Annotated in this window: 23 protein-coding genes; 9 read left to right on the top strand and 14 right to left on the bottom strand. The window is 63.5% G+C overall.

Annotated elements, in window-relative coordinates; genetic code table 11:
• Window positions 1-30 precede the first annotated feature (30 nt).
• The 8 genes from AC0L23_RS06890 to AC0L23_RS06855 form a co-directional block, all read right to left on the bottom strand.
• A complete protein-coding gene (locus AC0L23_RS06890) occupies window positions 31-1,200 on the bottom strand; it encodes an acetyl-CoA acetyltransferase (protein WP_007609038.1) in 1,170 nt (389 codons plus the stop codon).
• A gap of 59 nt (window positions 1,201-1,259) precedes the next feature.
• Window positions 1,260-1,910, bottom strand: coding sequence for a bifunctional 4-hydroxy-2-oxoglutarate aldolase/2-dehydro-3-deoxy-phosphogluconate aldolase (eda, locus tag AC0L23_RS06885; RefSeq protein ID WP_085385627.1), 651 nt, complete (start codon window positions 1,908-1,910; stop codon window positions 1,260-1,262).
• Window positions 1,911-1,923: 13 nt separating this feature from the next.
• A complete protein-coding gene (locus AC0L23_RS06880) occupies window positions 1,924-2,904 on the bottom strand; it encodes a sugar kinase (protein WP_085352802.1) in 981 nt (326 codons plus the stop codon).
• 23 nt (window positions 2,905-2,927) lie between these two features.
• Window positions 2,928-3,914 carry a D-erythronate dehydrogenase gene (gene denD, locus AC0L23_RS06875; protein ID WP_018459243.1) on the bottom strand — a complete coding sequence of 329 codons (987 nt, stop codon included), beginning with the start codon at window positions 3,912-3,914 and terminating at the stop codon, window positions 2,928-2,930.
• A 79-nt stretch (window positions 3,915-3,993) separates the two neighbouring features.
• Window positions 3,994-4,869, bottom strand: coding sequence for a carbohydrate ABC transporter permease (locus AC0L23_RS06870; RefSeq protein ID WP_007592322.1), 876 nt, complete (start codon window positions 4,867-4,869; stop codon window positions 3,994-3,996).
• Between the two features lie 2 nt (window positions 4,870-4,871).
• The gene (locus AC0L23_RS06865; RefSeq protein ID WP_007592324.1) at window positions 4,872-5,819 is read right to left on the bottom strand and encodes a carbohydrate ABC transporter permease; all 948 of its coding nucleotides are present in this window, start codon (window positions 5,817-5,819) and stop codon (window positions 4,872-4,874) included.
• A gap of 66 nt (window positions 5,820-5,885) precedes the next feature.
• The gene (locus AC0L23_RS06860; protein ID WP_018459245.1) at window positions 5,886-7,199 is read right to left on the bottom strand and encodes an ABC transporter substrate-binding protein; all 1,314 of its coding nucleotides are present in this window, start codon (window positions 7,197-7,199) and stop codon (window positions 5,886-5,888) included.
• A 78-nt stretch (window positions 7,200-7,277) separates the two neighbouring features.
• On the bottom strand, window positions 7,278-8,339 hold the full coding sequence (locus AC0L23_RS06855) for an ABC transporter ATP-binding protein (RefSeq protein WP_007592328.1): 1,062 nt from the start codon (window positions 8,337-8,339) through the stop codon (window positions 7,278-7,280).
• A gap of 201 nt (window positions 8,340-8,540) precedes the next feature.
• On the opposite strand from AC0L23_RS06855, the gene gntR reads away from it, so the two are divergent.
• From gntR to AC0L23_RS06820, 7 genes are all read left to right on the top strand, one after another.
• Window positions 8,541-9,641 carry an HTH-type transcriptional regulator GntR gene (gene gntR, locus AC0L23_RS06850; protein WP_085352801.1) on the top strand — a complete coding sequence of 367 codons (1,101 nt, stop codon included), beginning with the start codon at window positions 8,541-8,543 and terminating at the stop codon, window positions 9,639-9,641.
• Between the two features lie 122 nt (window positions 9,642-9,763).
• Window positions 9,764-11,593 carry an IlvD/Edd family dehydratase gene (locus tag AC0L23_RS06845; RefSeq protein WP_085352800.1) on the top strand — a complete coding sequence of 610 codons (1,830 nt, stop codon included), beginning with the start codon at window positions 9,764-9,766 and terminating at the stop codon, window positions 11,591-11,593.
• A 113-nt stretch (window positions 11,594-11,706) separates the two neighbouring features.
• Window positions 11,707-12,438, top strand: coding sequence for an SDR family oxidoreductase (locus AC0L23_RS06840; RefSeq protein WP_018459248.1), 732 nt, complete (start codon window positions 11,707-11,709; stop codon window positions 12,436-12,438).
• Between the two features lie 15 nt (window positions 12,439-12,453).
• The gene (locus AC0L23_RS06835) at window positions 12,454-13,200 is read left to right on the top strand and encodes an SDR family NAD(P)-dependent oxidoreductase (protein WP_018459249.1); all 747 of its coding nucleotides are present in this window, start codon (window positions 12,454-12,456) and stop codon (window positions 13,198-13,200) included.
• A gap of 7 nt (window positions 13,201-13,207) precedes the next feature.
• The gene (locus tag AC0L23_RS06830; protein WP_085362164.1) at window positions 13,208-13,600 is read left to right on the top strand and encodes a GFA family protein; all 393 of its coding nucleotides are present in this window, start codon (window positions 13,208-13,210) and stop codon (window positions 13,598-13,600) included.
• Between the two features lie 161 nt (window positions 13,601-13,761).
• Complete coding sequence (locus tag AC0L23_RS06825) at window positions 13,762-14,442, top strand: site-2 protease family protein (protein ID WP_026233763.1); 681 nt, start codon at window positions 13,762-13,764, stop codon at window positions 14,440-14,442.
• Between the two features lie 62 nt (window positions 14,443-14,504).
• Entirely contained in the window at window positions 14,505-14,927 is a 423-nt protein-coding gene (locus AC0L23_RS06820) for a hypothetical protein (RefSeq protein WP_085352797.1), read from the top strand.
• On the opposite strand, the gene AC0L23_RS06815 is transcribed toward AC0L23_RS06820, so the two are convergent.
• The 6 genes from AC0L23_RS06815 to AC0L23_RS06790 form a co-directional block, all read right to left on the bottom strand.
• Window positions 14,915-15,730, bottom strand: a complete 816-nt coding sequence (locus tag AC0L23_RS06815; RefSeq protein WP_085352796.1) for an energy transducer TonB — start codon at window positions 15,728-15,730, stop codon at window positions 14,915-14,917. The two genes, AC0L23_RS06820 and AC0L23_RS06815, sit on opposite strands and share 13 nt — an antisense overlap.
• Window positions 15,731-15,739: 9 nt before the next feature.
• Window positions 15,740-16,195: a TonB system transport protein ExbD gene (gene exbD, locus AC0L23_RS06810; RefSeq protein ID WP_018459254.1), complete on the bottom strand. Its 456-nt coding sequence runs from the start codon at window positions 16,193-16,195 to the stop codon at window positions 15,740-15,742.
• Window positions 16,196-16,198: 3 nt separating this feature from the next.
• The gene (gene exbB / locus AC0L23_RS06805; protein WP_085352795.1) at window positions 16,199-17,119 is read right to left on the bottom strand and encodes a tonB-system energizer ExbB; all 921 of its coding nucleotides are present in this window, start codon (window positions 17,117-17,119) and stop codon (window positions 16,199-16,201) included.
• The gene (locus AC0L23_RS06800; RefSeq protein WP_085352794.1) at window positions 17,116-17,805 is read right to left on the bottom strand and encodes a Fe2+-dependent dioxygenase; all 690 of its coding nucleotides are present in this window, start codon (window positions 17,803-17,805) and stop codon (window positions 17,116-17,118) included. The genes exbB and AC0L23_RS06800 overlap by 4 nt, the downstream gene beginning before the upstream one ends.
• 2 nt (window positions 17,806-17,807) lie before the next feature.
• Window positions 17,808-20,201: a TonB-dependent receptor gene (locus AC0L23_RS06795; RefSeq protein WP_085362163.1), complete on the bottom strand. Its 2,394-nt coding sequence runs from the start codon at window positions 20,199-20,201 to the stop codon at window positions 17,808-17,810.
• A 228-nt stretch (window positions 20,202-20,429) separates the two neighbouring features.
• The gene (locus AC0L23_RS06790) at window positions 20,430-20,669 is read right to left on the bottom strand and encodes a hypothetical protein (RefSeq protein ID WP_085352792.1); all 240 of its coding nucleotides are present in this window, start codon (window positions 20,667-20,669) and stop codon (window positions 20,430-20,432) included.
• Between the two features lie 374 nt (window positions 20,670-21,043).
• Between AC0L23_RS06790 and AC0L23_RS06785 the strand changes: the two genes are divergently transcribed.
• The gene (locus AC0L23_RS06785; protein WP_085352791.1) at window positions 21,044-22,216 is read left to right on the top strand and encodes an efflux RND transporter periplasmic adaptor subunit; all 1,173 of its coding nucleotides are present in this window, start codon (window positions 21,044-21,046) and stop codon (window positions 22,214-22,216) included.
• Window positions 22,213-25,359 (top strand): efflux RND transporter permease subunit, encoded by a 3,147-nt coding sequence (locus tag AC0L23_RS06780; RefSeq protein ID WP_018459260.1) that lies wholly within the window; start codon window positions 22,213-22,215, stop codon window positions 25,357-25,359. The genes AC0L23_RS06785 and AC0L23_RS06780 overlap by 4 nt, the downstream gene beginning before the upstream one ends.
• The last annotated feature ends 40 nt before the right edge of the window (window positions 25,360-25,399 follow it).

Raw genomic sequence — 25,399 nt, 5'->3', positions numbered from 1 at the left:
GCTTCACGCCTTGCCTACCGTGCAGCAGCCTTACTTCAGCGGCTCCAGCACGGAGACGTAGTTGGCAACCGCCGCACCGCCCATGTTGAAAATGCCGCCGAGCTTTGCATTCTTAAGCTGCATGCCCTCGGGCGCTTGGCCGGCGAGCTGCATCGCGGTCATCACGTGCATGGAGACGCCGGTGGCGCCGATCGGATGGCCCTTGGCTTTCAGGCCACCGGACGGATTGACCGGCAGCTTGCCGTCCTTGAGCGTCCAGCCTTCCTTGATGGCACGGGCACCCTGCCCCCGCGGCGTCAAGCCCATCGCTTCGTACTCGATCAGCTCGGCGACGGTGAAGCAGTCATGGGTCTCGACGAAGGAGAGATCGGAAAGTGTAACGCCCGCCTTCTCCAGTGCGCGCTGCCAAGCGACCGTGCAGCCCTCGAACTGGAGGATGTCGCGCTTGGACATCGGCAGGAAATCCTGGGCGTGCGCGGTGGCGCGGAAGCCGATCGACTTGCTCATGCCCTTGGCGGTTTCCGCGTCGGCCAGCACCAGGGCAGCGGCACCGTCCGAGACCAGCGAGCAGTCGGTGCGCTTCAGGGGGCCGGCGACGTAGGGGTTCTTCTCGCTCTCGGCGCGGCAGAAGTCGAAGCCAAAGTCCTTGCGCATCTGGGCGAAGGGATTGGCGACGCCGTTCTTATGGTTCTTGGCCGCGATCAGCGCCAGTGCATCGGACTGGTCGCCGTATTTCTGGAAATAGGAGCTGGCGATCTTGCCGAACACGCCGGCGAAGCCGCCGACAGTGTCGCCGTCCTCGGGAAGATAGGACGCCTTGAGCAGGTTCTTGCCGATCTCCGGGCCCGGCGTGCGCGTCATCTGTTCGACCCCGACAACGAGGACAATCCTGGCCGCGCCGGCCGCGATCGCGCGCACGCCCTGATGGACGGCGGCGGAGCCGGTGGCGCAGGCGTTCTCGACCCGGGTCGCCGGCTTGAAGCGCAGCTTCGGGTCGGCCTGGAGCACCAGCGAGGCGGTAAAATCCTGGGGCGAGAAGCCGGCGTTGAAATGGCCGAGCACGATCTCGTCGACATCGCCGGCCGAAATGCCGGCATCCGCCAGCGCCTCATTGGCGACCTTCACCACAAGGCTTTCCACAGTCTCGGTGTCGAACTTGCCGAACGGCGTATGCGCCCATCCGACGATGCTGGCGGTCATGGTCATTCTCCCTGGCGGTCTCTTGCTGACCTAAGTCTTAGCTCAGGGATGGCAAGACTTCACGCGGGTTTAAGGGCCTCGAGGGTGCGCTGGCAGATGGCAGTTATGCCGGCCCAGTTCCCGGCCCTGATCTCCGCCGTCGGGCACAGCCAGGAACCGCCGACCGCGACCACGTTGGGCTCCGCGAGCCAGGTTGCCGCATTGGCCTCGCCGACCCCGCCGGTCGGGCAGAACCGCACGTTCGGGAACGGCCCACCCAGCGAGCGCAGCCCCTTGATGCCGCCGGCCTGCTCGGCCGGGAAAAATTTTGCGATGTCGAAGCCGTAGGACAGCGCCATCATCAGCTCGGAGGCCGTGGCGATACCCGGCGCAAACGGCAAGGAGCTATGGGTGGCGGCCTTCAAGAGGTCCGGGGACAAGCCCGGGCTGATGCCGAACGCAACGCCGAGCTTCTCGACACGGGTAAAGTCGGCCGGATTGAGAATCGTGCCGATGCCGACCACCGCCTCGGGCACCTCGGCCATCATCGCCCTCGCCGCCTCGATCGCAACAGGGGTACGCATGGTCACCTCCAGCGTGCGGACGCCGCCGGCCACCAGCGCACGCGCCAGCGGCACCGCATCCTGGATACGCTCGATGGTGAGGACGGGAATGACAGTCGCGGCCTTGAACAGCGCGGCGAGGTGGTTCTGTTGGGCAGTCGTGGTCATCTTGGCTTTCGTTTCACTTGGTCGCTTGACGCGTGGTCGCCGGCCGGTGCCGTTTCTTCGGCGGCATGGCATAACCCGGAATGATGGCGCCGGAATAGCAGATGACGAGGCTGGCGAGGCGGTGCCCGGCCTGGGCGGCCTCGACCGGGTCGGAACCGGCGAGCCGTGCCGCGATATAGGCCGCCGCAAAGCTATCGCCGGCCGCGGTGGTGTCGACCACGGGTTTAGTCATGGGCTCCGCGCGGACCTCATAGGGCCCCCCGGGAAAGCGCAGCAGGCTGACCGGCTCGGCGAGCCGGAACACCAGCTCGGAGCTTGGGATGCGCGCCATCAACTGCTCGTGGCTCTCACCGGGATAGAGGGCGAGCAGATCCTCGGTCGAGGTCAGCACGATGTCGGCTGCCGCGAAGGCCGCTGAAAACACCTGGCGCGCGACCTCACGATCCGGCCATCCCCGCGCGCGAAAATTGGTGTCGAACACGAAGCGGGTGCCAAGCAGACGCGCGCGCTTGATCGCCGCGAACAGGCGCTCGCGCCCGGCCGCGTCGTAGATCGAGAGCGTGATCGCAGAGAGATAGACGATGTCGTAGCTCATCAGCGAGTTGAGGAGATCGTCCGTCTCCGGCAGGTTCATCAGCTGGCGCGCCGCCGCACTGTCGCGCCAGTGGAAGAACTGGCGCTCTCCCTTCGCATCCAGCTGGATCATGTAGAGGCCGGGCAGCTTGCCCGGCAGCCGCGCGACGCGCCTCGTGCCGACGCCCTCCGCAGTCCAGGCCGCGATCATCTCATCGCTCAGGGCATCGTCGCCAAGCGCGGTGAAATAATCGACCTTGATCTCGAGCCGCGCGAGGTAAACGGCCGTGTTGAGGGTGTCGCCGCCGAATCCACGCGAGTAGAGGCCCCCGCCCTGCCCGCTGGAAGGTCCGGCGGATTGTCCACCCTGGGCCTGCCGGAGCTCGACCATGCATTCGCCGATGCAAGCAACGCTCGCCATCACTTTACCCGCTCAGTCAGAGATCAGGCGACGAAATTGCCGCCGAGCTCGTCTTCGATGTGAATGCGGATGATGTCGTCGAAAGTCTTCTCGGCAGTGGTGAAGCCGAGCTCGAGCGACCGCTTTGCATTGAAGTTGCGCGGCCAGCCGCCGACGATGCCGACGATAAAGGGATCGGGCTCCCGCTTGATGCGGGCGGCGACCTTGTCGCCGGCGACGCGCTTCAGCGCAGCGATCTGCTCGCCAACCGTCGCCGACAGGCCCGGCATGGTCAAATTACGGCGCGGCCCCACCGCGGCGAGGTCCATGGTGCCGGCATGCAGCAGGAAGCCGACGGCGGAGCGCGGCGTGGCATGCCAGTGGCGGACGTCCTCGGACACGGGAAGAACCGCTTCCTTGCCGGCCAGCGGCTCGCGCAGGATGTTGGAGAAGAAGCCCGATGCCGCCTTGTTGGGCAGGCCGGGCCTGATGCAGATGGTCGGCAGGCGGATGCCGATGCCATCGAGGAAGCCGCGGCGGGAATAGTCGGCCAGCAGTAATTCGCCGATCGCCTTCTGCGTACCGTAGCTCAGAAGCGGCGTGTGGAAGAACTCGTCGCCGATCGCATCGGGGAACGGCGCGCCGAACACCGCGATCGAGGACGTGAAGACCACGCGCGGCTTGTAGCCGCCGCCTGCAAGCCTGACGGCATCGAGCAGCATTCGCGTGCCGTCGAGATTGATGCGGTAGCCCTTGTCGAAATCGAGCTCGGCTTCGCCCGAGACGATCGCGGCGAGATGAAAGATCACGTCCGGACGGCCGGCGATCAGCTTTTCGGCCGCACCCGGCACGGCGAAATCGCTCGACACGGTCTCGACGGCAAAACCGGCTCTTTCGGGCGCCTTCGGCTCGACCACGTCATGCATGGTCAGCTTGGTGATGTCGCTCTTGCCGAGCCGGCCGTCGCGCGACAACCGTTCGCACAATTTGCGGCCGACCATGCCGGCGGCGCCCAGAACCAGAATGTGCAAGAGCCTACTCCTTTTTATTGGCCGGAACGCGCCGATTTCGGCAATTCGTCCTGGCGCGCTCTCGAGGCAGGCCCCGCGATCATTCCTTCACGGCGCCGGTCATCGCCGACACATAATACTCCACGAAGAAGGAATAAAGGATAACTACGGGAACCGAGCCGGTCAGAGCCGCCGCCATCAGGGCCCCCCAGTGGTAGACGTCGCCATTGACGAGCTCGGTGATCGCGCCGACCGGGATCGTCTTGTTTTCGGACGAGGAGATGAAGGTCAGCGCGTAAATGAACTCGTTCCAGGACAACGTGAAGGCGAAGATGCCCGCCGAGATCACGCCCGGCAGCGAAAGCGGCAGCGTGATCTTCATCAGAATCTGCAGCCGCGTCGCCCCGTCGATCAGCGCACACTCCTCCAGCTCATAGGGGATGGTGCGGAAATAGCCCATCAGGAGCCAGGTGCAGAACGGGATCAGGAAGGTCGGATAGGTCAGGATCAGCGCCAAATTGCCGTCGAACAGCCCGAGCTGAAACACGATCGCCGCCAGCGGAATGAACAGAATGGAGGGCGGCACCAGATAGCCGAGGAAGATCGCAAGGCCGACATAGCGCGAGCCCTTGTAGCGAAGGCGTTCGATCGCATAGGCGGCGCAGACGCTGGCGAACAGGGAGATGAAGGTCGAGGACACCGAGACGATCACGGTGTTCCACATCCAGAGCGGATAGTCGGTGTCGAAGAACAGCTTCTTGATGTGCTCCAGCGTCGGATGCACGATCCAGAACGGATTGTACTTTTCGTAGTCGTACATCTCCGCGTCCGGCTTGAACGTCGCGACCGCCATCCAGTAGAACGGGAACAGCAGGAAGAAGATGATCAGGCCGAGCGGAAGGTAGACCCGAAAAAACTTCCGCGGGAAGCTCTCGAGATAGTCCATTCCGACGCTTTGGTCGTCTGCCGTGGTCATGGTCAGTCCCTCCCGCCCTGCTGCCAGCGGGAACGCTGAAGCCCGAAAAAGCTGAGCAGGATCGCCGCGACCAGGAACGGAATCATCGCGTTCGAGATCGCCGCCCCCTCGCCGAGATTGCCGCCGGTGATGGCGCGCTGGAACGACAGCGTCGCCATCAGATGGGTGGAGTTGATCGGTCCACCCCGCGTGATGGTGTAGATGAGCTGAAAGTCGGTGAAGGTCATCAGCACCGAGAACGTCATCACGACCGCGATGATCGGCGACAGCATCGGCAGCGTGATGTGGCGGAAGCGCTGCAGATTGGTGGCGCCGTCGAGATTGGCGGCCTCATAGAGCGAGGGCGAGATGGTCTGTAATCCCGCCAGCAGCGTGATCGCCACGAAAGGCACGCCGCGCCAGATATTGGCGGCGACGACCGACCAGCGCGCATTCCAGGGATCGCCAAGGAAATCGATATAGCGCGTGATCAGGCCGGCCTTGATCAACACCCAGGAGATGATCGAGAACTGGCTGTCATAAATCCACCAGAACGCGATCGCAGAGAGCACTGTGGGCACGACGAAGGGCAACAGCACGATCGCCCGGATCATCGACTTCATCGGCAGCCGCTCGTTGAGCAGCAGCGCCAGGTAAAGGCCGATGGCGAATTTCACCGCGCTGGCGGCGACCGTGTAGAAGATCGTGTTGAACACCGAAAGCCAGAACACTGAGTCCTTCGCCAGCGAGACGAAATTCTGGAAGCCGATGTAGCGCCCGGCGCCGCCGATCTTGGTGTCGGTCATGCCGAGCCAGAAGCCCAGCGCCAGCGGGTAAGCCAGAAACAGGATGAGGATGGCGATTGCCGGCACCATGAACATCGCGCCGAGGAAATGCCGGCTCTCGAATGCTCTGGTCCACAAGCTGCTGCGCTTGGCCTGCGCGACAGTGGACTCGGCCATAACTGCCATGTCGGATTCCCCTCGACGAAAAGTCGCGGCGTCCGGCGAACCGGATGCCGCGTAGATTGGAGCTGATCAGACCTGATAGTAGCGCTTGGCGCGCTCGGCTGCGCGTGCGGCTGCCGCCTTCGGCGTCACCGAGCCCGACGCCGCCTCGGCGAACATGTCGACGACGACGAAGTCGCCCATCACCGCGGCCGAGGCATAGCCGAGATCGCCGGCATAGCCGTTGTCGCGGCAGCGCTTCAGGCAGTCGCGATACGGCGTGATCTTCGGATCCGACGTCCACACCGGGTTGTCGTTGTAGGCCGGAAGCGGCGGCGACACGTAGCCGTTGGAGGAGACCTCCCAGGCGTCGTAGTTCGCCTTGTCCATCATGAACTTGATGTATTCCTTGACCGCCTTCGGATACTTCGAGTGCTTGTAGCCGTAATAAACCAGCACGTTCTGCTGCTCGGTCGACACGCCGACCGGACCGATCGGCATCGGCGCGTGGTTCATGTCCTTGGCGATCTCCTGCTGCTTCGGATCGGTCGAGTTCTTTCCGACGGTCCAGATCGAGATGCCGTTCAGCGTCAGGCTGAGCTCGCCGTTGAGGAACGCCTTGTTGTTGTTCGAGTCGTTCCACGACAGCACGCCGGGGATGAAGGTCTCGTAGAGCTGCTTGACGTATTCGAGCGCGGCGATCGTCTCCGGCGAGTCGATCACGACCTCGTTCTTTTCATTGACGACTTTGCCGCCGAAGGCCCACAGCGCCCACTGGCACCAGCCGTTGGCGTCACCCGTGGCGTGGCCGAGCGCGAAGCCGGCCGGCGTGTTGTTCTTCTTCAGCGCCTGGCAGAGCTTGAGGAAGCCGGCAGTGTCCTTGGGAAATTCATCGAAGCCGGCGGCCTTCACGTGGCTAACGCGATAGTTCAGGCAGCCGCCGGTCGCGCCCTGCGGAATGGCGATCCAGCTGTTGCCCTTCTTGCCGTAGCGTTCGGCAACCGGGTACCAGCCGCCATACTGCGCGCCGAGATAGTCGGCGACGTCAGTCATGTCGATCAGCTTTTCCGGGAATTTGTGGGGATCATCGAGCGTTCCGATGATCAGGTCGGGACCGGCGCCGACATTGGCGGCGACCGCGGCTTTGGGGCGGATGTCCTCCCAGCTCTCGGCCTCGAGCTTGATCTTGACGCCGGTCTTCTCGGAGAACGCCTTGGTCTGCTCGGCGAATTTGTCGAACTCGGCCTGAATGAACTGCTTCCAGCGCAAGACGCGGATGGAAGCGTTCGGCTCGGGCGTGTTGGTCCACTCCGCCGCGCGTACCGGGACAATGCCCGGGCCGGCCAGCAGCGCCGCGCCGCCCAGACCGACTTTAAGCACACTTCGCCTGTCGAAATCGCTCATCGTTCTCTCCCTAAATTTTATATTTGTATTGGGTCGTCTTGTATTGGGGCAGTTCTGCTTGGCAGTTCTTTGGCGTCGCTATACGCGTTTGCCCGTCGCCTCGTCGAACAGATGAATCACGGAAGGATCGGGCTTCAGCTTGACCTTGTCGCCCGGGTTGAACTGGTGACGTTCGCGGAAGACCGCGACGACCTGCTCACCACCGAGCTTCGCAAACACCTGCGTTTCCGAGCCGGTCGGCTCGACCACGACGATCTCGGCATCGGCGCCGTCGTCAGCGATGGTGAAATGCTCGGGACGCACGCCGTAAACGACAGGACGCCCGTCGGACGCCGCCGGCGCGTTCCTGAGCGGCAGCTTGACGCCATTCGGCCCCTCGAAGGTCGCAACGCCGTTGACCCGCACATGACCCTTCAGGAAGTTCATGGACGGCGAGCCGATAAAGCCGGCGACGAACTGGTTCTCGGGCTTGTCGTAGAGCTCGAGCGGCGTACCCATCTGCTCGACGATGCCGTCATGCATGACCACGATTTTATCGGCCATGGTCATGGCCTCGATCTGATCGTGGGTGACGTAGACCGTCGTGGTCTTCAGCCGCTGGTGCAGCTCCTTGATCTCGGTGCGCATCGCGACGCGCAGCTTGGCGTCGAGGTTCGACAAGGGCTCGTCGAACAGGAACACCTGCGGATCGCGCACGATGGCGCGGCCCATGGCGACGCGCTGGCGCTGGCCGCCGGAGAGCTGGCGCGGATAGCGTTCGAGCAGCGGCGACAGTGCCAGGATCTCGGCGGCGCGCTTGACGCGCTTGTTGATCTCTTCGGTGCTCTCGCCCCGCAGCTTCATCGAGAAGCCCATGTTCTCGCCGACCGTCATGTGCGGATAGAGCGCGTAGTTCTGGAACACCATCGCAATGTCCCGCTCCTTGGGCTGGACATTGTTGACGACGCGGTCGCCGATCGAGATCGTGCCTGAGGTGATGTTCTCGAGACCGGCGAGCATGCGCAGAAGCGTCGACTTGCCGCAGCCGGAGGGGCCAACCAGGACAACGAACTGGCCGTCCTCGATCGGAATCGAAACGCCGTGCAGGACTTCAAAATTGCCGAACGATTTCCGCACGTCGCGGATTTGCACAGACGACATCTAGCTCCCTCCTCGAAAGTCCACGACGCATCTCGCGCCGCGACCGTCTTGTTTTTCAGACTTCACCGAGCGAAGCCCAACCTTAGCGGGCGACATTGTCGGCAGTTTGTGCGGTTTTGGCAATTTGTCTTTGGTTAGTCCGTGCTGGTAGCGCTGTCAACGTTCCTTTGTTTGCGACATTGAGTGTGTTAAGAGCAGCAAATGGGTCGAAACCGCACCAAGTCAGGCAAAATCCGGCTGGCGGAAGTCGCCGAGCTCGCCGGCGTCAGCCCGATCACAGCGTCCCGCTTCTTCCGCAATCCCGAGGCGCTGTCGCTCGCCAAACGGACCCGGGTCGAGAGCGCAGCCAGGGAGCTCGGCTATGTACCGAACCTGGCGGCGCGCGCGTTGGCCTCGCAGCGCACCGAGGTGATCGGTGTCTTGATTCCGTCGCTGACCAATAACGTGTTCTCCGACGTGCTACGCGGCATCTACGACGCCTCCGAAAACAGCCGTTACTCGATCCAGTTGTCCAACACACGCTACAGTATTCTCCAGGAGGAGAAGCTGCTGCGGCTGTTTCTTGCGCAGAAGCCGGCCGGGCTGATCGTCACCGGCATCGACCAGACCACGGAATCGCGCGCAATGCTCGATGCCGCCGACTGCCCGATCGTGCAGATCATGGAGATCGGACCCAATCCGATCGACATGATGATCGGCTTTTCGCACTATGACGCAGCCCGTGCGGCGGTTGCGCATCTGTTCGCGCAAGGTCACCGCAAGATCGGTTTCGTCGGCGCACGGATGGATCCGCGGGTGCAGCGCCGGCTCGACGGATACGTCTCGGCCATGAAAGACGCCGGACTGTTCGACCAACGCCTCGTCGTCACCACGGCGACTCCGACCTCGGTAACGCTCGGAGGCGCCCTGTTCACCGATCTCCTGGCGCGGGAGCCCGGCATGGACGCGGTGTTCTGCGCCAATGACGACCTCGCGCTGGGTGTGCTGTTCGAATGCAGGCGCCGCGAGATCGCGATCCCCGAACAGATCGCGATCGTAGGCTTCAACGATCTCGAATTCATGGCCTCCGCCGTCCCGACTTTGACGAGCGTGCGCACCAACCGCTACGAGATGGGCAACACGGCCGCCAGCATGCTGATCGACGCGATCGACGGACGGCGTCCGGAGCAGCCGGTGCTCGATCTCGGCTTCAAGGTGATCGAGCGGCAAAGCTCGTCGGCCCGGCGTTCCGACAACCGGCCAGCCGTTTCAGGCGGGGGTGTTGCGAACAAAATGGTAGCGTTACCAAGTGACCATGACTAGTATCGGATTTGTGAGGAAACGACCCGCCAGCGGGCAGGCAAATCGTCGCTCGCGCCGTTGGGCATCGCACAAGCCGATACCATAAAACGGACGCCAGTGCGTTTGCATTGCAGGAGAAACCAATGACAAAAAAACCAACCAATGGGCATGCCCCCGCCGGCAACGGCGCTCGCCGCCACCTCCGCTCGCAGGAATGGTTCAACAATCCGCATAATCCGGGCATGACCGCGCTCTATATGGAGCGCTATTTGAACTACGGTCTCACCCGCGCCGAGCTCCAGTCCGGCAAACCGATCATCGGCATCGCGCAGACCGGCAACGACCTCTCCCCCTGCAACCGCCATCATATCGAGCTTGCCCATCGCGTCCGCGAAGGCATCCGCGAGGCCGGCGGCATTGCGATGGAATTCCCGACCCATCCGATCCAGGAGACCGGCAAGCGCCCGACCGCGGCGCTCGACCGCAACCTCGCTTATCTCGGCCTCGTCGAAATCCTCTACGGCTATCCGCTCGATGGCGTGGTGCTGACCACGGGCTGCGACAAGACCACGCCGGCCTGCATGATGGCGGCGGCGACCGTCAACCTGCCCGCGATCGTGCTGTCGGGCGGGCCGATGCTGAACGGCTGGCACAATGGCGAGCGCACCGGCTCCGGCACCATCGTCTGGAAATCGCGCGAGCGCCTCGCCGCCGGCGAGATTGACTATGAAGAATTCATGGAGATCGTGGCGTCATCGGCTCCCTCGGTCGGCCATTGCAACACCATGGGCACCGCTTCGACCATGAACGGGCTCGCGGAAGCGCTCGGCTTCTCGCTGCCGGGCTGTGCGGCGATCCCCGCCCCCTATCGCGAGCGCGGCCAGATCGCCTACGAGACGGGAAAACGCATCGTCGACATGGTCTGGGAAGACCTCAAGCCTTCGGACATCCTGACCCGCAAGGCGTTCGAGAACTGCATCGTGATCAATTCGGCGATCGGCGGCTCGACCAACGCACCGATCCACATTAACGCGCTGGCGCGCCACATCGGCGTCGAGCTCTCCATCGACGACTGGCAGAAGGTCGGCCACGACGTGCCGCTGCTGGTGAACATGCAGCCGGCCGGCTTCTATCTCGGCGAGGAATTCCACCGCGCCGGCGGCGTGCCGGCCGTGGTGCGCGAACTGATGAAGCACAAGCGCATCCACGAGGACGCGGTCACGGTCAACGGCCGCGGCATCGGCGAGAACTGCGCCAATGCGCCAAAACCCGACAACGACGTGATCTGGTCTTACGACAAGCCGCTGGTGAAGGACGCCGGCTTCCTGGTGCTGAAGGGCAATCTGTTCGATTCCGCGATCATGAAGACCAGCGTGATCTCCAAGGAGTTCCGCGATCGCTACCTCAGCAACCCGACCGATCTCAATGCATTCGAGGGCCGCGCCATCGTGTTCGAGGGTCCCGAGGACTATCACGAGCGGATCGACGATCCCTCACTCGAGATCGACGAGCGTTGCGTGCTGTTCATTCGCGGCACCGGCCCGATCGGCTATCCCGGCGGCGCCGAGGTCGTGAACATGCAGCCCCCTGCGGCGCTGATCAAGCGCGGCATCATGTCCCTGCCCTGCATCGGCGACGGCCGCCAGTCGGGCACCTCGGGCTCCCCTTCGATCCTCAATGCTTCGCCGGAAGCCGCCGCCAATGGCGGGCTCGCGATCCTCAGAAACGGCGACAAGGTGCGCGTCGATCTGAACAAGGGCAGCGCCAACATTCTCATCTCGGACGACGAGGTGAAGAAGCGCCACGCCGAGCTCAAGGCCAATGGCGGCTTCAAGCATCCGCCGAACCAGACGCCGTGGCAGGAGCTTTATCGCAACACCGTCGGCCAGCAGTCGACCGGTGCCTGCATGGAGCTCGCTACGCGCTATCAGAACGTCGCCGGCACATTTGGCGTAGCGCGGGATAATCACTGAGTTAGGAACACGTAGCCCGGGTGAGCGGAGCGACACCCGGGACATCCGCTCCCGGATATGGCGCTCGCGCGCTCATCCGGGCTACGGCACTGAGAAAATCGAGGAGAATACAAATGGCAGACCGCCTCAAGGGAAAGCGCGCCGTCATCACGGCTGCAGCGGCAGGCATCGGGCGCGCATGCGCCATTGCATTCGCGCGTGAAGGCGCAACCGTCATCGCCACCGACATCAATGAGAGCGGCATCGCGAGCCTGGCTAAGGAAGGTATTGCCGAGACTGCGAAGCTCGACGTGCGCAGCACCGCCGACGTTAACGCCTTCGCCAAGCGCGTCGGCAAGGTCGACATCCTGCTCAACGCGGCGGGCTTCGTGCACCACGGCACCATCCTGGAGTGTTCGGAAGAGGATTTTGATTTCTCGTTCGACCTCAACGTCAAGTCGATGCACCGGACCATCAGGGCCTTCCTGCCGGACATGCTCGCGGGCGGCGGCGGCAGCATCGTCAACATCTCCTCCTGCGCGGCGCTGCGGCCGCCGGCCAACCGTTACGTCTACAGCGCTTCGAAGGCAGCGGTGTCGCTGCTGACGCGCGCGGTCGCGCTCGACTTCATCACCAAGGGCATCCGCTGCAACAGCATCTGCCCGGGCACCGTCGAGACGCCTTCGATGCTCGACCGTGCCGCAGCGCAAGGGCCGCAGGGCAAGGAGATGTTCGTCTCCCGCCAGAAGATGGGCCGGCTCGGCACCGCCGACGAGATCGCATCCATGGCGGTCTATCTCGGCAGCGACGAGAGCGCCTTCACCACCGGTGTCGACCTCGTGGTCGACGGCGGCTACATGCTCTGACGCCAGAGGCCCGGCATGAACAAGATCGATCTCAACGGCCGTGTCGCCATCGTCACCGGCGGCGCGCAGGGCTTTGGCCGCGCCATTGTTCAGCGCTTCGTCGCCTCCGGCGCCAAGGTCGCGATCTGGGATTTTGATGCAGCCCTGGCCGAGAAGACGGCAAAGGAAATCGGCGATAACACCTGCGTCTTCAAGGTCGACGTCACCGATACCGCGGCCGTCGAGCAGGCCCGCGACGCGACGCTGGCCGCCTTCGGCAAGATCGACATCCTCGTCAACAATGCCGGCATCGCCGGCGTCAACAAGCCGGTCTGGGAGACCGATCTCGAGGAATGGCGGAAAGTTCTGCGCATCAACCTCGACGGCCCTTTCATCGTCTGCAAGGCGATCGTGCCTTGGATGCTCAAGCAGAAGTACGGGCGCATCGTCAACATCGCCTCGATCGCCGGCAAGGAAGGCAATCCCAACGCCTCGCATTATTCGGCGTCCAAGGCCGGCCTGATCGCGCTGACCAAGTCGCTCGGCAAGGAATTGGCCGCACACGACATTCTCGTCAATGCGGTGACTCCCGCGGCTGCGAAGACGGCGATCTTCGACCAGATGACGCAGCAGCATATCGACTTCATGCTGTCGAAAATCCCGAAAGCGCGCTTTGTGCTGGTGGAAGAGCTAGCCGCGATGGTGAGCTGGCTCGCATCCGAGGACTGCGCGTTCTCGACCGGCGCCGTGTTCGACATCTCGGGTGGGCGGGCAACCTATTGAGGCAGCCATGATCCGAGAAGGCGGATGTCTGTGCGGCGCGGTGCGGTTCAAGGCGGAGGGCGAGCCGCTCAACGTCCGCATCTGCCATTGTCGCATCTGTCAGAAGGCGATGGGCTCGCCCTACTTCGCCCGCGCGCAATTCGACCAGCGCGCACTGACTGTCGAGGGCGACACCGAGCGCTATGCGTCGTCCGAGAACATCGACCGCGTGTTCTGTAAGCGCTGCGGCACGCGCCTGTTCGCCTGGCGGCGCAACGGCACGCTGGCTGGCGTTGCGCTGGCGACCTTCGACGATCGCAACGCGTTTGTGCCCACCGAGCACATCTGGGTCAGCGAAAAGATGGGCTGGGTGACGATCGAGGACGGCATGATCCGATATGACGGGACGATCCCGACGTAGCTCATCCGGCGCCAAGGCTCCACGTCACGGCCGCTGGTCTCGCCGATCATTTGCGGCGTGGCATTTCGGGACCGCCCACCCTATGTTGGGGTGACGCGTTGCTGCACCACCGGTTGGCTGGGTCGGCTGCAAGACCGCAGGCAAACCGGGACGGACGAGCCGTGAACATTTCCTTGTATGACCTCTCGGTGTGGGTGCTGCCGCTGGTGCTCGCCATCACCTTCCACGAGGCTGCCCACGCCTTCGTCGCACATCGTCTCGGTGATGATACCGCATGGCAGCTCGGCCGTGTCAGCTTCAACCCGCTCCGCCACATCGACCCGTTCGGCACGCTGATATTGCCGGCGATGCTGCTGTTCGCGCATTCGCCATTCCTGTTCGGCTATGCCAAGCCTGTGCCGGTGAATTTCCGCAAGCTCAACGACCCCAGACTCGGCATGGTCTGGGTGGCGCTGGCCGGGCCCGCCACCAACATCCTGCTGGCGCTGTCCGCAGCTCTTGCCCTGCACGCCCTGCCCTGGGCCCCAGCGAACTCGGCGCAATGGATCTTTGACAATCTCAAGAACGCACTGCTGATCAACGCGGTGCTGGCGGTGTTCAACATGATGCCGATCCCGCCGCTCGACGGCGGGCGCGTCGCGGTAGGGCTGCTGCCCCGGCCGCTCGCCCTCCCGCTGGCGCGGCTCGAGCCGTTCGGGATGCTGATTCTGATCGGCTTGCTGATCCTGCTACCGCTGGCAGGCTCGCAGTTCGGTCTAAATCTTGATGTTATTTCAGCAATACTGCGAACGTTGACCGGTTATGTGATTCAGGCTGTTCTCATTCTGACCGGCAATACGTAGTTGAACAGCACACCCGAACACAAGCCGAAGGGCTCGAGGCCGACTTGGTCAAAGCTGCCGATATGCTGATCGCGCGACGCGCTGATACCCGCGCTCGCGCCGATTTTGCCACCTGGAAGATGATGGCCAAGCTCAACGGGTCGTCCGCGCTGCCTCCGGAGGCGCAGGAGTTCCTCCTGAGCTACAAGAACCTGCGGGCGCAGATGAACGAGGGTGAGGCTACCGAGGCCACCATCGGCGCCATCTACAAGGCCTACTATGCCGAGATGGGCGGCGCGGGAACTCCACCTGACGTCCGCCCCCGGGCGGCTGAACCGGCGGCGGACAATGTTACCGCTTTCCGCCGCCCCGAACCGAAGCCGAAGAAGGCCAGTTTCTTCCGGGCAGCGACCGCGGGCGCAACCCAGAAGCGGCCGCTCCCGGTGGCCCTGATCTTCGCCTGCCTGGTCGTGGTCTATGTCGGGATCAGGCTCTACTGGCGCTGAGCCGTCTTCTTCTTTTTCCTTGCGTCCGGCGGCGTGAAGATGATGTCGACGGTGCGCTCGAACCGGTCGTCGGTCAGGCTGGCAGGCGGCTGCGGGATGGGATCGGATTTGCGGACAATCGAGATCGCGGCCGCATCGTAAGCTGCATCCCCGGACGACTCGACAACGTCGACTGAAAGCACGTTGCCCCGTCGGTTGATCGCGAAGCTGACCTTGACTTTCTGATTGTTGGGCTCCTTGCCTTCCGGATTGACCTTGTGGGCCGTAAGGTGCGCGCTAATCTTGCGATTCCAGTCTGCCGTGAGCTTTAGAATGTCCTTGCCGATGCCCAGCACGGGCGCCAGTGCCTTCTCGGCCTCGCGCGCGTCCTCGTCGAGCGTCTGCCGCGCCGTCGCAACGGACTTCGGCGAGGCCTCCGCAGCGGGCGTTTCGACCGCCGCAATCTTCGGATCCTCGTCCTGCGGCTTCTTCGAAATGTTCTCGGTGACGACCCGATCGGGATCGTCGACCTGTTGCGACTGATCCTTTGGAAGCTCGGTTTCCTTGGTCTCGGCCTTTTGCTCGGGAAGCGCCTGCTGCTCCTGCATCGCTTCACTATCCGGTCCCGGCGGAAGGTCGGTGTCAGGCGCCTTCGGCGAGGCCATCTCGACAGCGAACTCCGCGCCGGCCGCGCCGAGGCCGTCATCGGCGTCATCGGCCCGCAGGTGCGCCAACGCGAGCGCGGCCCCGCCCAGATGGAGCGCGAGCGCCGCCATCGCTGCCAAAATCCAAAGCGTCCGGGCTGGTCTGGACTCGTCCGACATAGCGGGCCTCTAAGGCTGAGCGGCGCCTGCCGCGGGCGCCCCCGGAGCGCCTTCCAGCGCAACCAGCTTCACCCGCGAATAGCCGCCTGAGCGCAACAGCTCCATGACGCCCATCAACTCGCCATACGGCACCGAGCGATCGGCGCGCAGGAACACGTACTTGTCCTTGCTCATGTCGGACAGCCCGTCGAGGGTGCCGATCAACTCGGCGCGGTGGACCGGGTTCTCTCCGATGGCAAGCGTCAAATCGGGCTTGATGCTGAGATAGGTCGGCTTGTCCGGCTTCTTCTGCGGTGTCGCGCTCGACGTCGGCAGATCGATCGGCAGGTCGACGGTCGACAGCGGCGCTGCCACCATGAAGATGATCAGCAGCACCAGGATGACGTCGATGAACGGCGTGACGTTGATTTCATGCGTTTCGCCGAAATCGTCATCGTCATCATTGTCTGCGAGCGAGACGCCCATGGGTCACTCCGCCGCGCGCGAATGCACGCTGCCGTGGCTGCGGTCGAGATCGCGCGAGAGTAACCGCCCCGCAGCGCCCGAGGCACGGCTGACGAGTTCGAGATAGCTCTTCGTCACGCGCGAGAAGTAGTTGTAGATGATGACCGCGGGAATGGCGGCGACCAGGCCGATCGCGGTGGCGAGCAGCGCCTCGGCGATGCCGGGCGCGACGACGGCGAGGTTCGTGGTTTGCGACTTCGAGATGCCGATGAAGCTGTTCATGATGCCCCACACCGTGCCGAACAGGCCGACGAAGGGCGAGGTCGAGCCGATGGTCGCGAGCACGCCCATGCCGACGCGGATGCGCCGCGCCTCCGCACGCATGATCTCGGAGAAGCTCGAAGCCGCCCGCTCCTTGATGCCGGTGTCGCTGGAGAGGCCGGCCGACATCCGCGCCTCCCGCAGCGCCGCCGCCAGGAAGGACGGCAGGATGCCCTCCTTGGCCCCGAGCGCCATCTGCGCTTCCGCGAGCGAGCGCGCCTCTGCGATCTTCTTCAGCGCCGAGCGAAGCTTGGTCGCGGCGATCGACAATTCGATCGACTTGGCGATCAGCACCGTCCAGGTCATCAGCGATGCAAAGGCGAGCCCGATCATCACCGCCTTCACGATGATGTCCGCCGACATGAACATCACCCAGGGCGACAGTTCCTTCATGGCGGGCGCGATGCCGGCTGCCGTATCGGACTTTGCAGCCGCGGGCGCGGCAGCTTGGGGCGTCATAGGCGGAGCAACAACCGGGGCTGGACTGACCGCGGACGGCTGAGCCGTCGACTGGACGGGTGCCGCGGGGGCGGCCTGTGTCTGGGCAGAAACGGGGGATGCAAGCCAGGCGGCCGCCAGCACCAGAGCTGCGGCAAGGCTTGCTTGGAAGGACATGATCTTCATACTTCGGCCCAGTAGCGAATGAGGTTGTGATAGATACCCGTCAATTTGACCGTTTCGGGATCGTCACGCCCGAGCCGTTCCACCAGCGCCTGTATCGCGGTGTCGAGGTCAAAGATCATGCTCCGGGCTTGATCGTCCCGTATCATGCTCTGAAGCCAGAAGAAAGACGCAACCCGCGTTCCCCTGGTCACCGGCGTCACGAGATGGAGGCTGGTCGAGGGATAGAGCACGCAGTCCCCGGCTTGCAACTTGACTTCGTGCGAGCCGTAGCTGTCCTCGATCACAAGTTCGCCACCGTCGTACTCCTCCGGCTCGGCCAGGAACAGCGTGACCGAGAGGTCTGTGCGGATGCGAAGGCCGGTCAGGCGGTCGCCGCGGATCGCATTGTCGACGTGCAGGCCGAAATGGTGGCCGCTGCTGGCCGCATAGCGGTTGAACAGCGGCGGGAATATCTGGAGGGGGATCGCGGCCGCGATAAAGCGCGGGTTCGACGTCAGCGCCGAAATGATGCGGTTGCCGAGCTTGCGCGCGACCTCGCTGTCCGGCGCCAATTGCTCGTTGCGCTTGACCATCGCCGACTGCGAGCCGGCGGTGGAGCGCCCGTCCTCCCATTCGCTGACGTCCATGATGCGGCGGAAATCCGCCACATCATCCTTGCTCAGAACGCCAGGAAGGCACGTCAGCATGATCAGAACTTCGCTGTCGTCACGAGGTAGAATGCCCGCCCTGGCGCGACCGCCACGAAGGGCACGGCACTGCGATAGAACGAGTCGTAATAGAGCTTGTTCGTCAGGTTCTGGGCGTAGAACTTCATGGTCCAGTTCTGGTCGATCTTCTTCTCGAGGAATGCGTCGAAACGCCAGTAGCTCGGCAACTCGTTGGTGTTGGCCGCGAACGTGCCGCCATAGACCTTCGAGCGGTACACCGCCTGGCCGCCGAGTTCCCAGCCGCCGTCGAACTTGTACTTGGTCAGCATGCTGAACGACTGGTGGGCAATGTTGGCGAGCTGCAGACCGATGTTGGAGGCAACGCCGCTCTGCGTGACCTTCGACTGCATCAGCACCAGACCGCCAAAAATGCTCCAGCGGTCGGTGAGCTTGCCCTCGGCCTCGATGTCGATGCCTTGGATCCTGTAGGCAGCGCCCGAGGTCAGCAGATTGTTGACGGTCTCGCGCGCGTTGTCCTTGGTCGTCTGGAACAGCGCACCGGTTACCAACAGGTGACGGTCGGCGAGCTCCCATTTGGTGCCGAGTTCGATCGCCTTGTTACGCTCGGGTCCGAGCAAAACGGCCGTGTTGGGCGGAACACCACCGTAATCGGTCGCGGTCGCATCAAGTTCCGACCCGAACGGATTGGCCGAGGTCGCATAGGCTGCATACAGGCTGCCGATCGACATCGGCTTGTAGACCGCGCCGACGTTGTAATTCACGAGATCGGCATTCTGCTTCAAATAGGCCGCGTTGGTCGACGAACTCTGGCTGTAGCCGTCGTAGCGCACGCCGCCGTTCACAATGATGGTGTCCTGCCAGTTCGCGGTGTCCATGACGTAGACGCTGCTGGTGTTGACACCGTAGCGCGTCGGATTTCCAACCAGCGACGGCGTGTTGCTGAAGGGAATGTAGGTGTACTGCGGCGAGTAGAGATTGACCCCCGTGACCGCTCCGTTGCTGGTCGAGCCGCCGCCGAACAGTTCGGACGAGAGGCCGGTGTAACGGTCGATCGAGATGTTTTCGTTGGCATATTCGACGCCGAACACTGCGGTGTGCTTGACCCCGCCGGTGTTGAGCTTGAATGTGGCCTCGTTCTGGTTGGCCCATACATCCACGTTCTGGTAGCGGCTCTGCGCACTGGCCGTCGTGGTCCAGAGCAGCGGATTGGGGCTGGTCGTGATCGGGTTCTGCGGCAGCGTGCCGATATAATTCAGCAGCGAGTGCTCGCCGCGCACCTTGCTGGTCAGCGTGATGGCATCGTTGACCTTGTACTCGATCGTGCCGGTGCCGAAATCCTGCCGCGCCGTCTGGAAGTCGCGGTTGAGAAAGCCGTACCAGTTTCCGCGCGGAATGCCCGCCGACGTCACGGGGACATTGCCCTGCCTGTAGAAGGGCACGCCGAAATCCGGGTAGCCGCTGAGATCGGTGTGGACATAGTTCGTCGTGATCTTGATGTCATTGGTCGGGGTGTACTTGGTCGAGATGAAAGAACCCCAGCGATCGTCGGTGATATAGTTGCGGCCGGCGACGTTGGCGTCCTGGAACAGGCCGCCCACGCGCACGGAGAAGGTCGGATCGACGACCTGGTTGACGTCGAGCGTGACGCGCTTGGTTCTGTCGGTGCCGAACTCGGTATCCATCCGCTTGAAATTGACGTCGCCCGCCTGCTTGGTGACGATGTTGATGGCACCGCCAGCGGTGCCGCGGCCGGCGTAGGACGAGGCGGGGCCCCGCAGGATCTCGATCTGCTCGGTGAAGAAGTTTTCGCGGATTGAGACCGCGGGATCGCGGATACCGTCGATGAAGACGTCGTTGCGCGCATCGAAGCCGCGGATGAAGAAGCGGTCGCCGAACGCGTTGCCCCCCTCCCCCGAACCCAGCGTCACGCCGGCGGTCGACCGCCCGATCTCCTTCAGCGTCGTGGCGTTCTTGTCCTCGAGAACTTCCTTGCTGAGCACGGTGATGGTCTTCGGCGTGTTCAGCATCGGCTCGGGAAACTTGCCGGAGGCCTGGACGTGGTCGACCTTGTATGGCGCCGCCGGATCCGAATACGGATTGCGGTCAACCTCGCCGGACGGCGTGGTGGGAGCGGTCTGCTGCGCCGCCTGCTGCCGCTGCGCGGCGCGGCGAAGCGCATTGCGCGCGCGGACCTGATCCGCCGTCGGCTTCGAAGCCACCGGGCGCGGACGCGCGACCGGCGCATCGACCGTCACCGGCGGCAGGTTCGACTGCTGCGCCTCCGCGCCGCTCGACACCGATGCTGCTGCGATCAGGCCCGCGACAGCGGAGACCTTCTTGCCGGAAACGCTCGTGAACTTTTCATCGAATGCTGCGACCGAACGCAACGACTTCGGTGCGACCACCTGCCCCATTACCAAACACGCCCCATATTCCAGTTCGCCCATTCACTTCGATGAGCGATTGGAGTGTTGGTATCGGCCGCAAAATTGCGGGTCAATGCGAGTAAGCCGCGAGAACGCTTGAATAAGTCCAGATCAAAGCGATTCTAAACTGCCGTTTGAAATCGTTCTAAATCGAGATTGGAGTCGTTCTAAAGAGCGCGTGAAAATGCTGCTAAATCGGCGGTCGCGGGCGCATGGTCAATCGCTGCTTGGCGGCTTCATCAACGAGAACAATTCATCGACGGTCTTCCGCGCCACCGCGCGCACGCGGTCGCTGTTGTCCATGCCTGCGATGTTGACGCCGTTGACGACGGCTCTGATCTCGTCGCGGAACTCGGTGAGAAAGCGCAAGGGATCACGCTGCTCGTTGGCGACGCGTGCGATCAGTCCCGTGATCAGGATCTGACACGCGATCAGCTTGCCGTTCAGTTCGTCCATGCTGCGCTCCCGTTGTGGCGCGTCGATATGACCGATGCCGATTTCCCTGACAACCGAAACGAGCTCCGCACGATTAGAACCGTTCCTGCCAGCCGTCGCCTTGCGGCCTAGGCGCGGCGCCGCTCAGTCCAGAGCACACCGTTTTCGAGCATTGCACAAACTTTGCACGCTGATCGTTCCTGAGGGGGAATGCAGCACGGCACACCGTAGTGACACGGAGCTGCCTAACCCGTGCAAAGCTTTCCAATTGTTTAGGATTCTCAACCGATAGTGCTGTTTACACTGGAACTTGGCGTGTATTATACAAGCCTCCTGGAACCCTATGATTGCCTCATAATTCGTAGCTTAGGGCATAAGAGCCGACACGAGACGATATGAAAAAGTCCCGGCCGATCCTCTGGATTCTGATCATCGCGGCCGTGGCCTCCGCAGGTTACTATGGTTGGCAGAAATTCGGCTCGCCCGACGCCGGAAAAACCCAGACCGCACAAAAGGGGCCGCAGCGCCCGTCCGCCGTCCCCGTGAGCGTTTCGCCAGTTCAGAAGGTGGACTTTCCGGTTTACCTGACCGGTCTGGGCACGGTTGCGGGCTTCAACACCGTCCAAGTCCGGACCAGGGTGGATGGCCAGATCGACAAGATCGCCTTCACCGAAGGCCAGATCGTCAAGGAGGGCCAGCTTCTCGCCTCGATCGATCCCCGTCCCTATCAAGCCACGCTCGACCAGGCCAAGGCCAAGAAGGCCCAGGACGAGGCAAATCTGGCCAACGCCAATCTCGAGCTCCAGCGCGCCATGAAGCTCGGCGAATTCGCCACCGCCCAGCGGGTCGACACCCAGCGCTCCACGGTCGCCCAGCTCACCGCACAGATCGCCGCCGATGATGCTGCGATCTCCAACGCGCAGACCCAGCTCGACTACACCCAGGTCAAGGCGCCGATCACCGGCGTCGCGGGCCTGCGCCAGGTCGACATCGGCAACATCGTCAACGCCTCGACGCAGACCGGCATCGTCACGATCTCGCAGGTCGAGCCGATCTCGGTGATCTTCACCGCGCCAGAGGATCAGCTGCCCTATATCAGCGAGGGCCAGAAGGCCGGCGCGCTCAGGGTGATCGCCTTCACCACCGACGGCAAGAAGACGCTGGCCGAGGGCAAACTCGCGGTCATCAACAACCAGGTCGACACCAGCAGCGGCACGATCCGGCTCAAGGCGGTGTTCGACAACAAGGACCACGCGCTGTGGCCCGGGCAGTCGGTGTCAACGCGCCTGCTGGTGCGCACCCTCGAGGATGCGACCGTTGTCCCGGATGATGCGGTCCAGCACTCCACCAACGGCCTCTACGCCTATTCTGTCAATCAGGACAACAAGGCCGAGGTGCACAAGATCAAGGTCAGCTACAGCATCGACGGACGTTCCGTCGTCGACGAAGGGCTGACGCCCGGGCAGCAAGTGATCACCGGCGGCCAATTCAAGGTCCAGCCCGGGAGCCTCGTCTCCACGGCCGTGGCGAGTACGGATCCGGCCCAGAACAAGGTCCGACAGGAATGAACGCGGGCGGGATTTCGGCACCTTTCATCCGTTATCCCATCGGCACCTCGCTGCTGATGGCCGGCATTCTCTTCGTCGGTCTCGTCGCCTATCCCCTGCTGCCGGTCGCGCCACTGCCGCAGGTAGACTTCCCGACCATCCAGATCACAGCCAATCTGCCGGGCGGCAGCCCAGAGACCATGGCTTCGTCGGTGGCCCAGCCGCTCGAACGGCAATTCGCCCAGATCCCGGGCATCGCCCAGATGACCTCGACGAGCTATCTGGGCACCGCGTCGATCACCATCCAGTTCGACCTCAACCGCAGCATCGACGGCGCCGCCAACGACGTGCAGGGCGCCATCAACGCCGCGAGCGGTCAGCTGCCGAAGAACCTGCCGTCGCCGCCGACCTACCGCAAGGTCAACCCGGCCGACGCGCCGATCCTGCTGCTGTCGGCAACCTCAGACACATTGCCGCTGACCAGCGTCAGCGACGCGGTCGACGCCCAGCTCGCCCAGCAGATCAGCCAGCTCTCCGGCGTCGCGCAGGTCTTCATCGGGGGCCAGCAGAAACCGTCTATCCGCATCCAGATCGACCCGGCCAAACTCGTCGCCAAGGGCCTGTCGATGGAGGACGTGCGCAGCCAGATCGCGATCACCACGGTCGACAGCCCCAAGGGCAACATCGACGGCCCGAAGCGCGCCTACACGATCTACGCCAACGACCAGCTCACGCAGGCCAAGGACTGGAACGACGTCATCATCGCTTATCGCAATGGCGGTCCCTTGCGAATCCGCGATGTCGGCCAAGCGGTCAGCGGCGCCGAGGACGCCAAGCAGGCGGCCTGGGCCAACGGCAAGCGCGGCGTGTTCCTGGTGATCTTCAAGCAGCCGGGCGCCAACGTTATCGAAACCGTCGACCGGATCAAGGCCACCCTGCCTCGCCTCGTCGCCGCGATCCCGCCCGCGATCAAGATCGAGCTCATCAGCGACCGCACCACGACGATCCGCGCCGCGGTCGAGGACGTCCAGTTCACGCTGCTGCTGACCATAGCGCTGGTGGTCATGGTCATCTTCATTTTCCTGCGCAGTTTTTGGGCGACTGTCATTCCCACAATCACAGTGCCGCTGGCGCTGCTGGGCGCGTGCGCCTTGATGTGGGTCGTCGGCTATTCGCTCGACAATCTATCGCTGATGGCGCTCACCATCGCGGTCGGATTCGTCGTCGACGACGCTATCGTGATGCTCGAGAACATTACGCGCTACATCGAAGAAGGCGAATCGCCGATGGCGGCGGCCTTCAAGGGCTCCAAGGAAATCGGCTTCACCATCGTGTCGATCAGCATCTCGCTGGTCGCAGTGCTGATTCCACTGCTGCTGATGGGCGGCATCATCGGACGCCTGTTCCGCGAATTCGCCGTCGTGCTGGCGATGACAATCTTCGTCTCGATGTTCGTGTCGCTGACCCTGACGCCGATGATGGCCTCGCGCTTCCTGCGCGCCCATGGCGAGGTCACCCACGGCAAGTTCTACCAATGGAGCGAGCGCGGCTTCGATGCAATGTTGCGCGGCTACGAATGGGTGCTCGACCATGCCCTGAGCTGGCGCCGCACCACGCTCACGATCTTCTTCGCCACCCTTGCCCTGTCGGTCTATCTGTTCGTGCTGATCCCGAAAGGCTTCTTCCCGCAACAGGACGTCGGCCTGATCACGGCGACCTCGGAAGCCTCCCAGGACATCTCGTTCGCGGAGATGCAGCGCCGCCAGGTCGAGCTCGGCAAAATCGTAATGGACGACCCCGACGTCGCAACGATCGCGATGAACATCGGCGGCAGTGGCCGCGCCGGCAACAACGGCAACATGTTCATCACGCTGAAGCCGCTCAGCGTCCGCAATGCCTCGGCGCAGCAGATCATCGCGCGGCTGCGTCCCAAGCTCGAGAAGGTGTCCGGCGCCCGCCTCTACATGCAGGCGGCCCAGGACGTCCGGCTCGGCGGCCGGCCGACGCGTACGCAGTTCGAGTTCACCCTGCAGGACGCCGATCTCGCCGAGCTCAATGACTGGGCGCCGAAGATTCTCGCCAAGATGCAGACCTTGCCGCAACTGCGCGACGTCGCGACCGACCAGCAGACCCAGGGCACCACGGTTCAGCTCAAGATCAACCGCGATACGGCTGCGCGTTACGGCATCCAGCCGCAGCTGATCGACGACACGCTGTACGACGCCTTCGGACAGCGCCAAGTCACGCAGTATTTCACCCAGCTCAACACCTACAAGGTGATTCTCGAGATCCTGCCGGAGATGCAGGGCAGCCTCGAGAGCCTGAACAAGCTCTACCTGAAGTCTCCGCTAACCGGCGACCAGGTGCCGCTGTCGACCTTCGCGACCTGGAGCACCGATCCGGTTCGCCCGCTCTCGATCAGCCACCAGGGCCAGTTCCCGGCGATCACGATCAGCTTCAACCTCGCCCAGGGCGTCGCGCTCGGCCAGGCTACGGAGGCCGTGCAGAAGGCGATGGCGGACCTCGGCGCGCCGCCGACGCTCAATTCGAGCTTCCAGGGCACGGCACAGGCGTTCCAGCAGTCGCTCGGCACCGTGCCGCTCCTCATCCTCGCCGCGCTGGTCGTGGTCTATCTGATCCTCGGCATCCTCTACGAGAGCTACATCCATCCGATCACGATTCTGTCGACTCTGCCCTCGGCCGGCGTCGGCGCGCTCGCGATCCTGATGGCGGCGGGCTTCGAGTTCAGCCTCATTGCTTTGATTGGAGTCATTCTGCTGATCGGCATCGTGAAGAAGAACGGCATCATGATGGTGGACTTCGCCATCGCCGCGGAGCGCGACGAGCACAAGACGCCGGCGGAATCGATCCGGCAGGCAGCGCTGTTGCGCTTCCGTCCGATCATGATGACGACGATGGCTGCCCTGCTCGGCGGCGTGCCGCTGATGCTCGGCCACGGCACCGGCGCCGAGATTCGCCAGCCGCTCGGCTACGCCATGGTCGGCGGTCTGATCGTCAGCCAGGCGCTGACGCTGTTCACCACCCCGGTCGTCTATCTCTATCTCGACGAGCTCAACAACTGGTTCTCGGGCTGGGGCCGCAAGGGTGGCGGCGAAGGCGACGAGACGGTCGAGCACGGCACCGTTAAGGAAGCTGCCGAGTAGCAGCTTGCACCGCGCGCCTCACGACGTTACAGCGAGGCCT

Source organism: Bradyrhizobium sp. MI1.4 (genome assembly GCF_055811315.1).
Note: the sequence above shows the minus strand (reverse complement) of the source record. Positions and strands in the feature narration are given on the sequence as shown.

Excerpts from the sequence above, each read along its gene's own strand:
- AC0L23_RS06880 (WP_085352802.1), bottom strand. The coding sequence starts at position 2,904 with ATGGCGAGCGTTGCTTGCATCGGCGAATGCATGGTCGAGCTCCGGCAG.
- eda (WP_085385627.1), bottom strand. The coding sequence starts at position 1,910 with ATGACCACGACTGCCCAACAGAACCACCTCGCCGCGCTGTTCAAGGCC.
- AC0L23_RS06795 (WP_085362163.1), bottom strand. The coding sequence starts at position 20,201 with ATGGGGCAGGTGGTCGCACCGAAGTCGTTGCGTTCGGTCGCAGCATTC.
- AC0L23_RS06890 (WP_007609038.1), bottom strand. The coding sequence starts at position 1,200 with ATGACCGCCAGCATCGTCGGATGGGCGCATACGCCGTTCGGCAAGTTC.
- AC0L23_RS06800 (WP_085352794.1), bottom strand. The coding sequence starts at position 17,805 with ATGCTGACGTGCCTTCCTGGCGTTCTGAGCAAGGATGATGTGGCGGAT.
- AC0L23_RS06865 (WP_007592324.1), bottom strand. The coding sequence starts at position 5,819 with ATGGCAGTTATGGCCGAGTCCACTGTCGCGCAGGCCAAGCGCAGCAGC.
- AC0L23_RS06870 (WP_007592322.1), bottom strand. The coding sequence starts at position 4,869 with ATGACCACGGCAGACGACCAAAGCGTCGGAATGGACTATCTCGAGAGC.
- AC0L23_RS06855 (WP_007592328.1), bottom strand. The coding sequence starts at position 8,339 with ATGTCGTCTGTGCAAATCCGCGACGTGCGGAAATCGTTCGGCAATTTT.
- AC0L23_RS06845 (WP_085352800.1), top strand. The coding sequence starts at position 9,764 with ATGACAAAAAAACCAACCAATGGGCATGCCCCCGCCGGCAACGGCGCT.
- AC0L23_RS06820 (WP_085352797.1), top strand. The coding sequence starts at position 14,505 with ATGCTGATCGCGCGACGCGCTGATACCCGCGCTCGCGCCGATTTTGCC.
- AC0L23_RS06860 (WP_018459245.1), bottom strand. The coding sequence starts at position 7,199 with ATGAGCGATTTCGACAGGCGAAGTGTGCTTAAAGTCGGTCTGGGCGGC.
- gntR (WP_085352801.1), top strand. The coding sequence starts at position 8,541 with ATGGGTCGAAACCGCACCAAGTCAGGCAAAATCCGGCTGGCGGAAGTC.
- AC0L23_RS06835 (WP_018459249.1), top strand. The coding sequence starts at position 12,454 with ATGAACAAGATCGATCTCAACGGCCGTGTCGCCATCGTCACCGGCGGC.
- AC0L23_RS06830 (WP_085362164.1), top strand. The coding sequence starts at position 13,208 with ATGATCCGAGAAGGCGGATGTCTGTGCGGCGCGGTGCGGTTCAAGGCG.
- AC0L23_RS06840 (WP_018459248.1), top strand. The coding sequence starts at position 11,707 with ATGGCAGACCGCCTCAAGGGAAAGCGCGCCGTCATCACGGCTGCAGCG.
- AC0L23_RS06785 (WP_085352791.1), top strand. The coding sequence starts at position 21,044 with ATGAAAAAGTCCCGGCCGATCCTCTGGATTCTGATCATCGCGGCCGTG.
- AC0L23_RS06815 (WP_085352796.1), bottom strand. The coding sequence starts at position 15,730 with ATGTCGGACGAGTCCAGACCAGCCCGGACGCTTTGGATTTTGGCAGCG.
- exbD (WP_018459254.1), bottom strand. The coding sequence starts at position 16,195 with ATGGGCGTCTCGCTCGCAGACAATGATGACGATGACGATTTCGGCGAA.
- AC0L23_RS06790 (WP_085352792.1), bottom strand. The coding sequence starts at position 20,669 with ATGGACGAACTGAACGGCAAGCTGATCGCGTGTCAGATCCTGATCACG.
- AC0L23_RS06780 (WP_018459260.1), top strand. The coding sequence starts at position 22,213 with ATGAACGCGGGCGGGATTTCGGCACCTTTCATCCGTTATCCCATCGGC.
- exbB (WP_085352795.1), bottom strand. The coding sequence starts at position 17,119 with ATGAAGATCATGTCCTTCCAAGCAAGCCTTGCCGCAGCTCTGGTGCTG.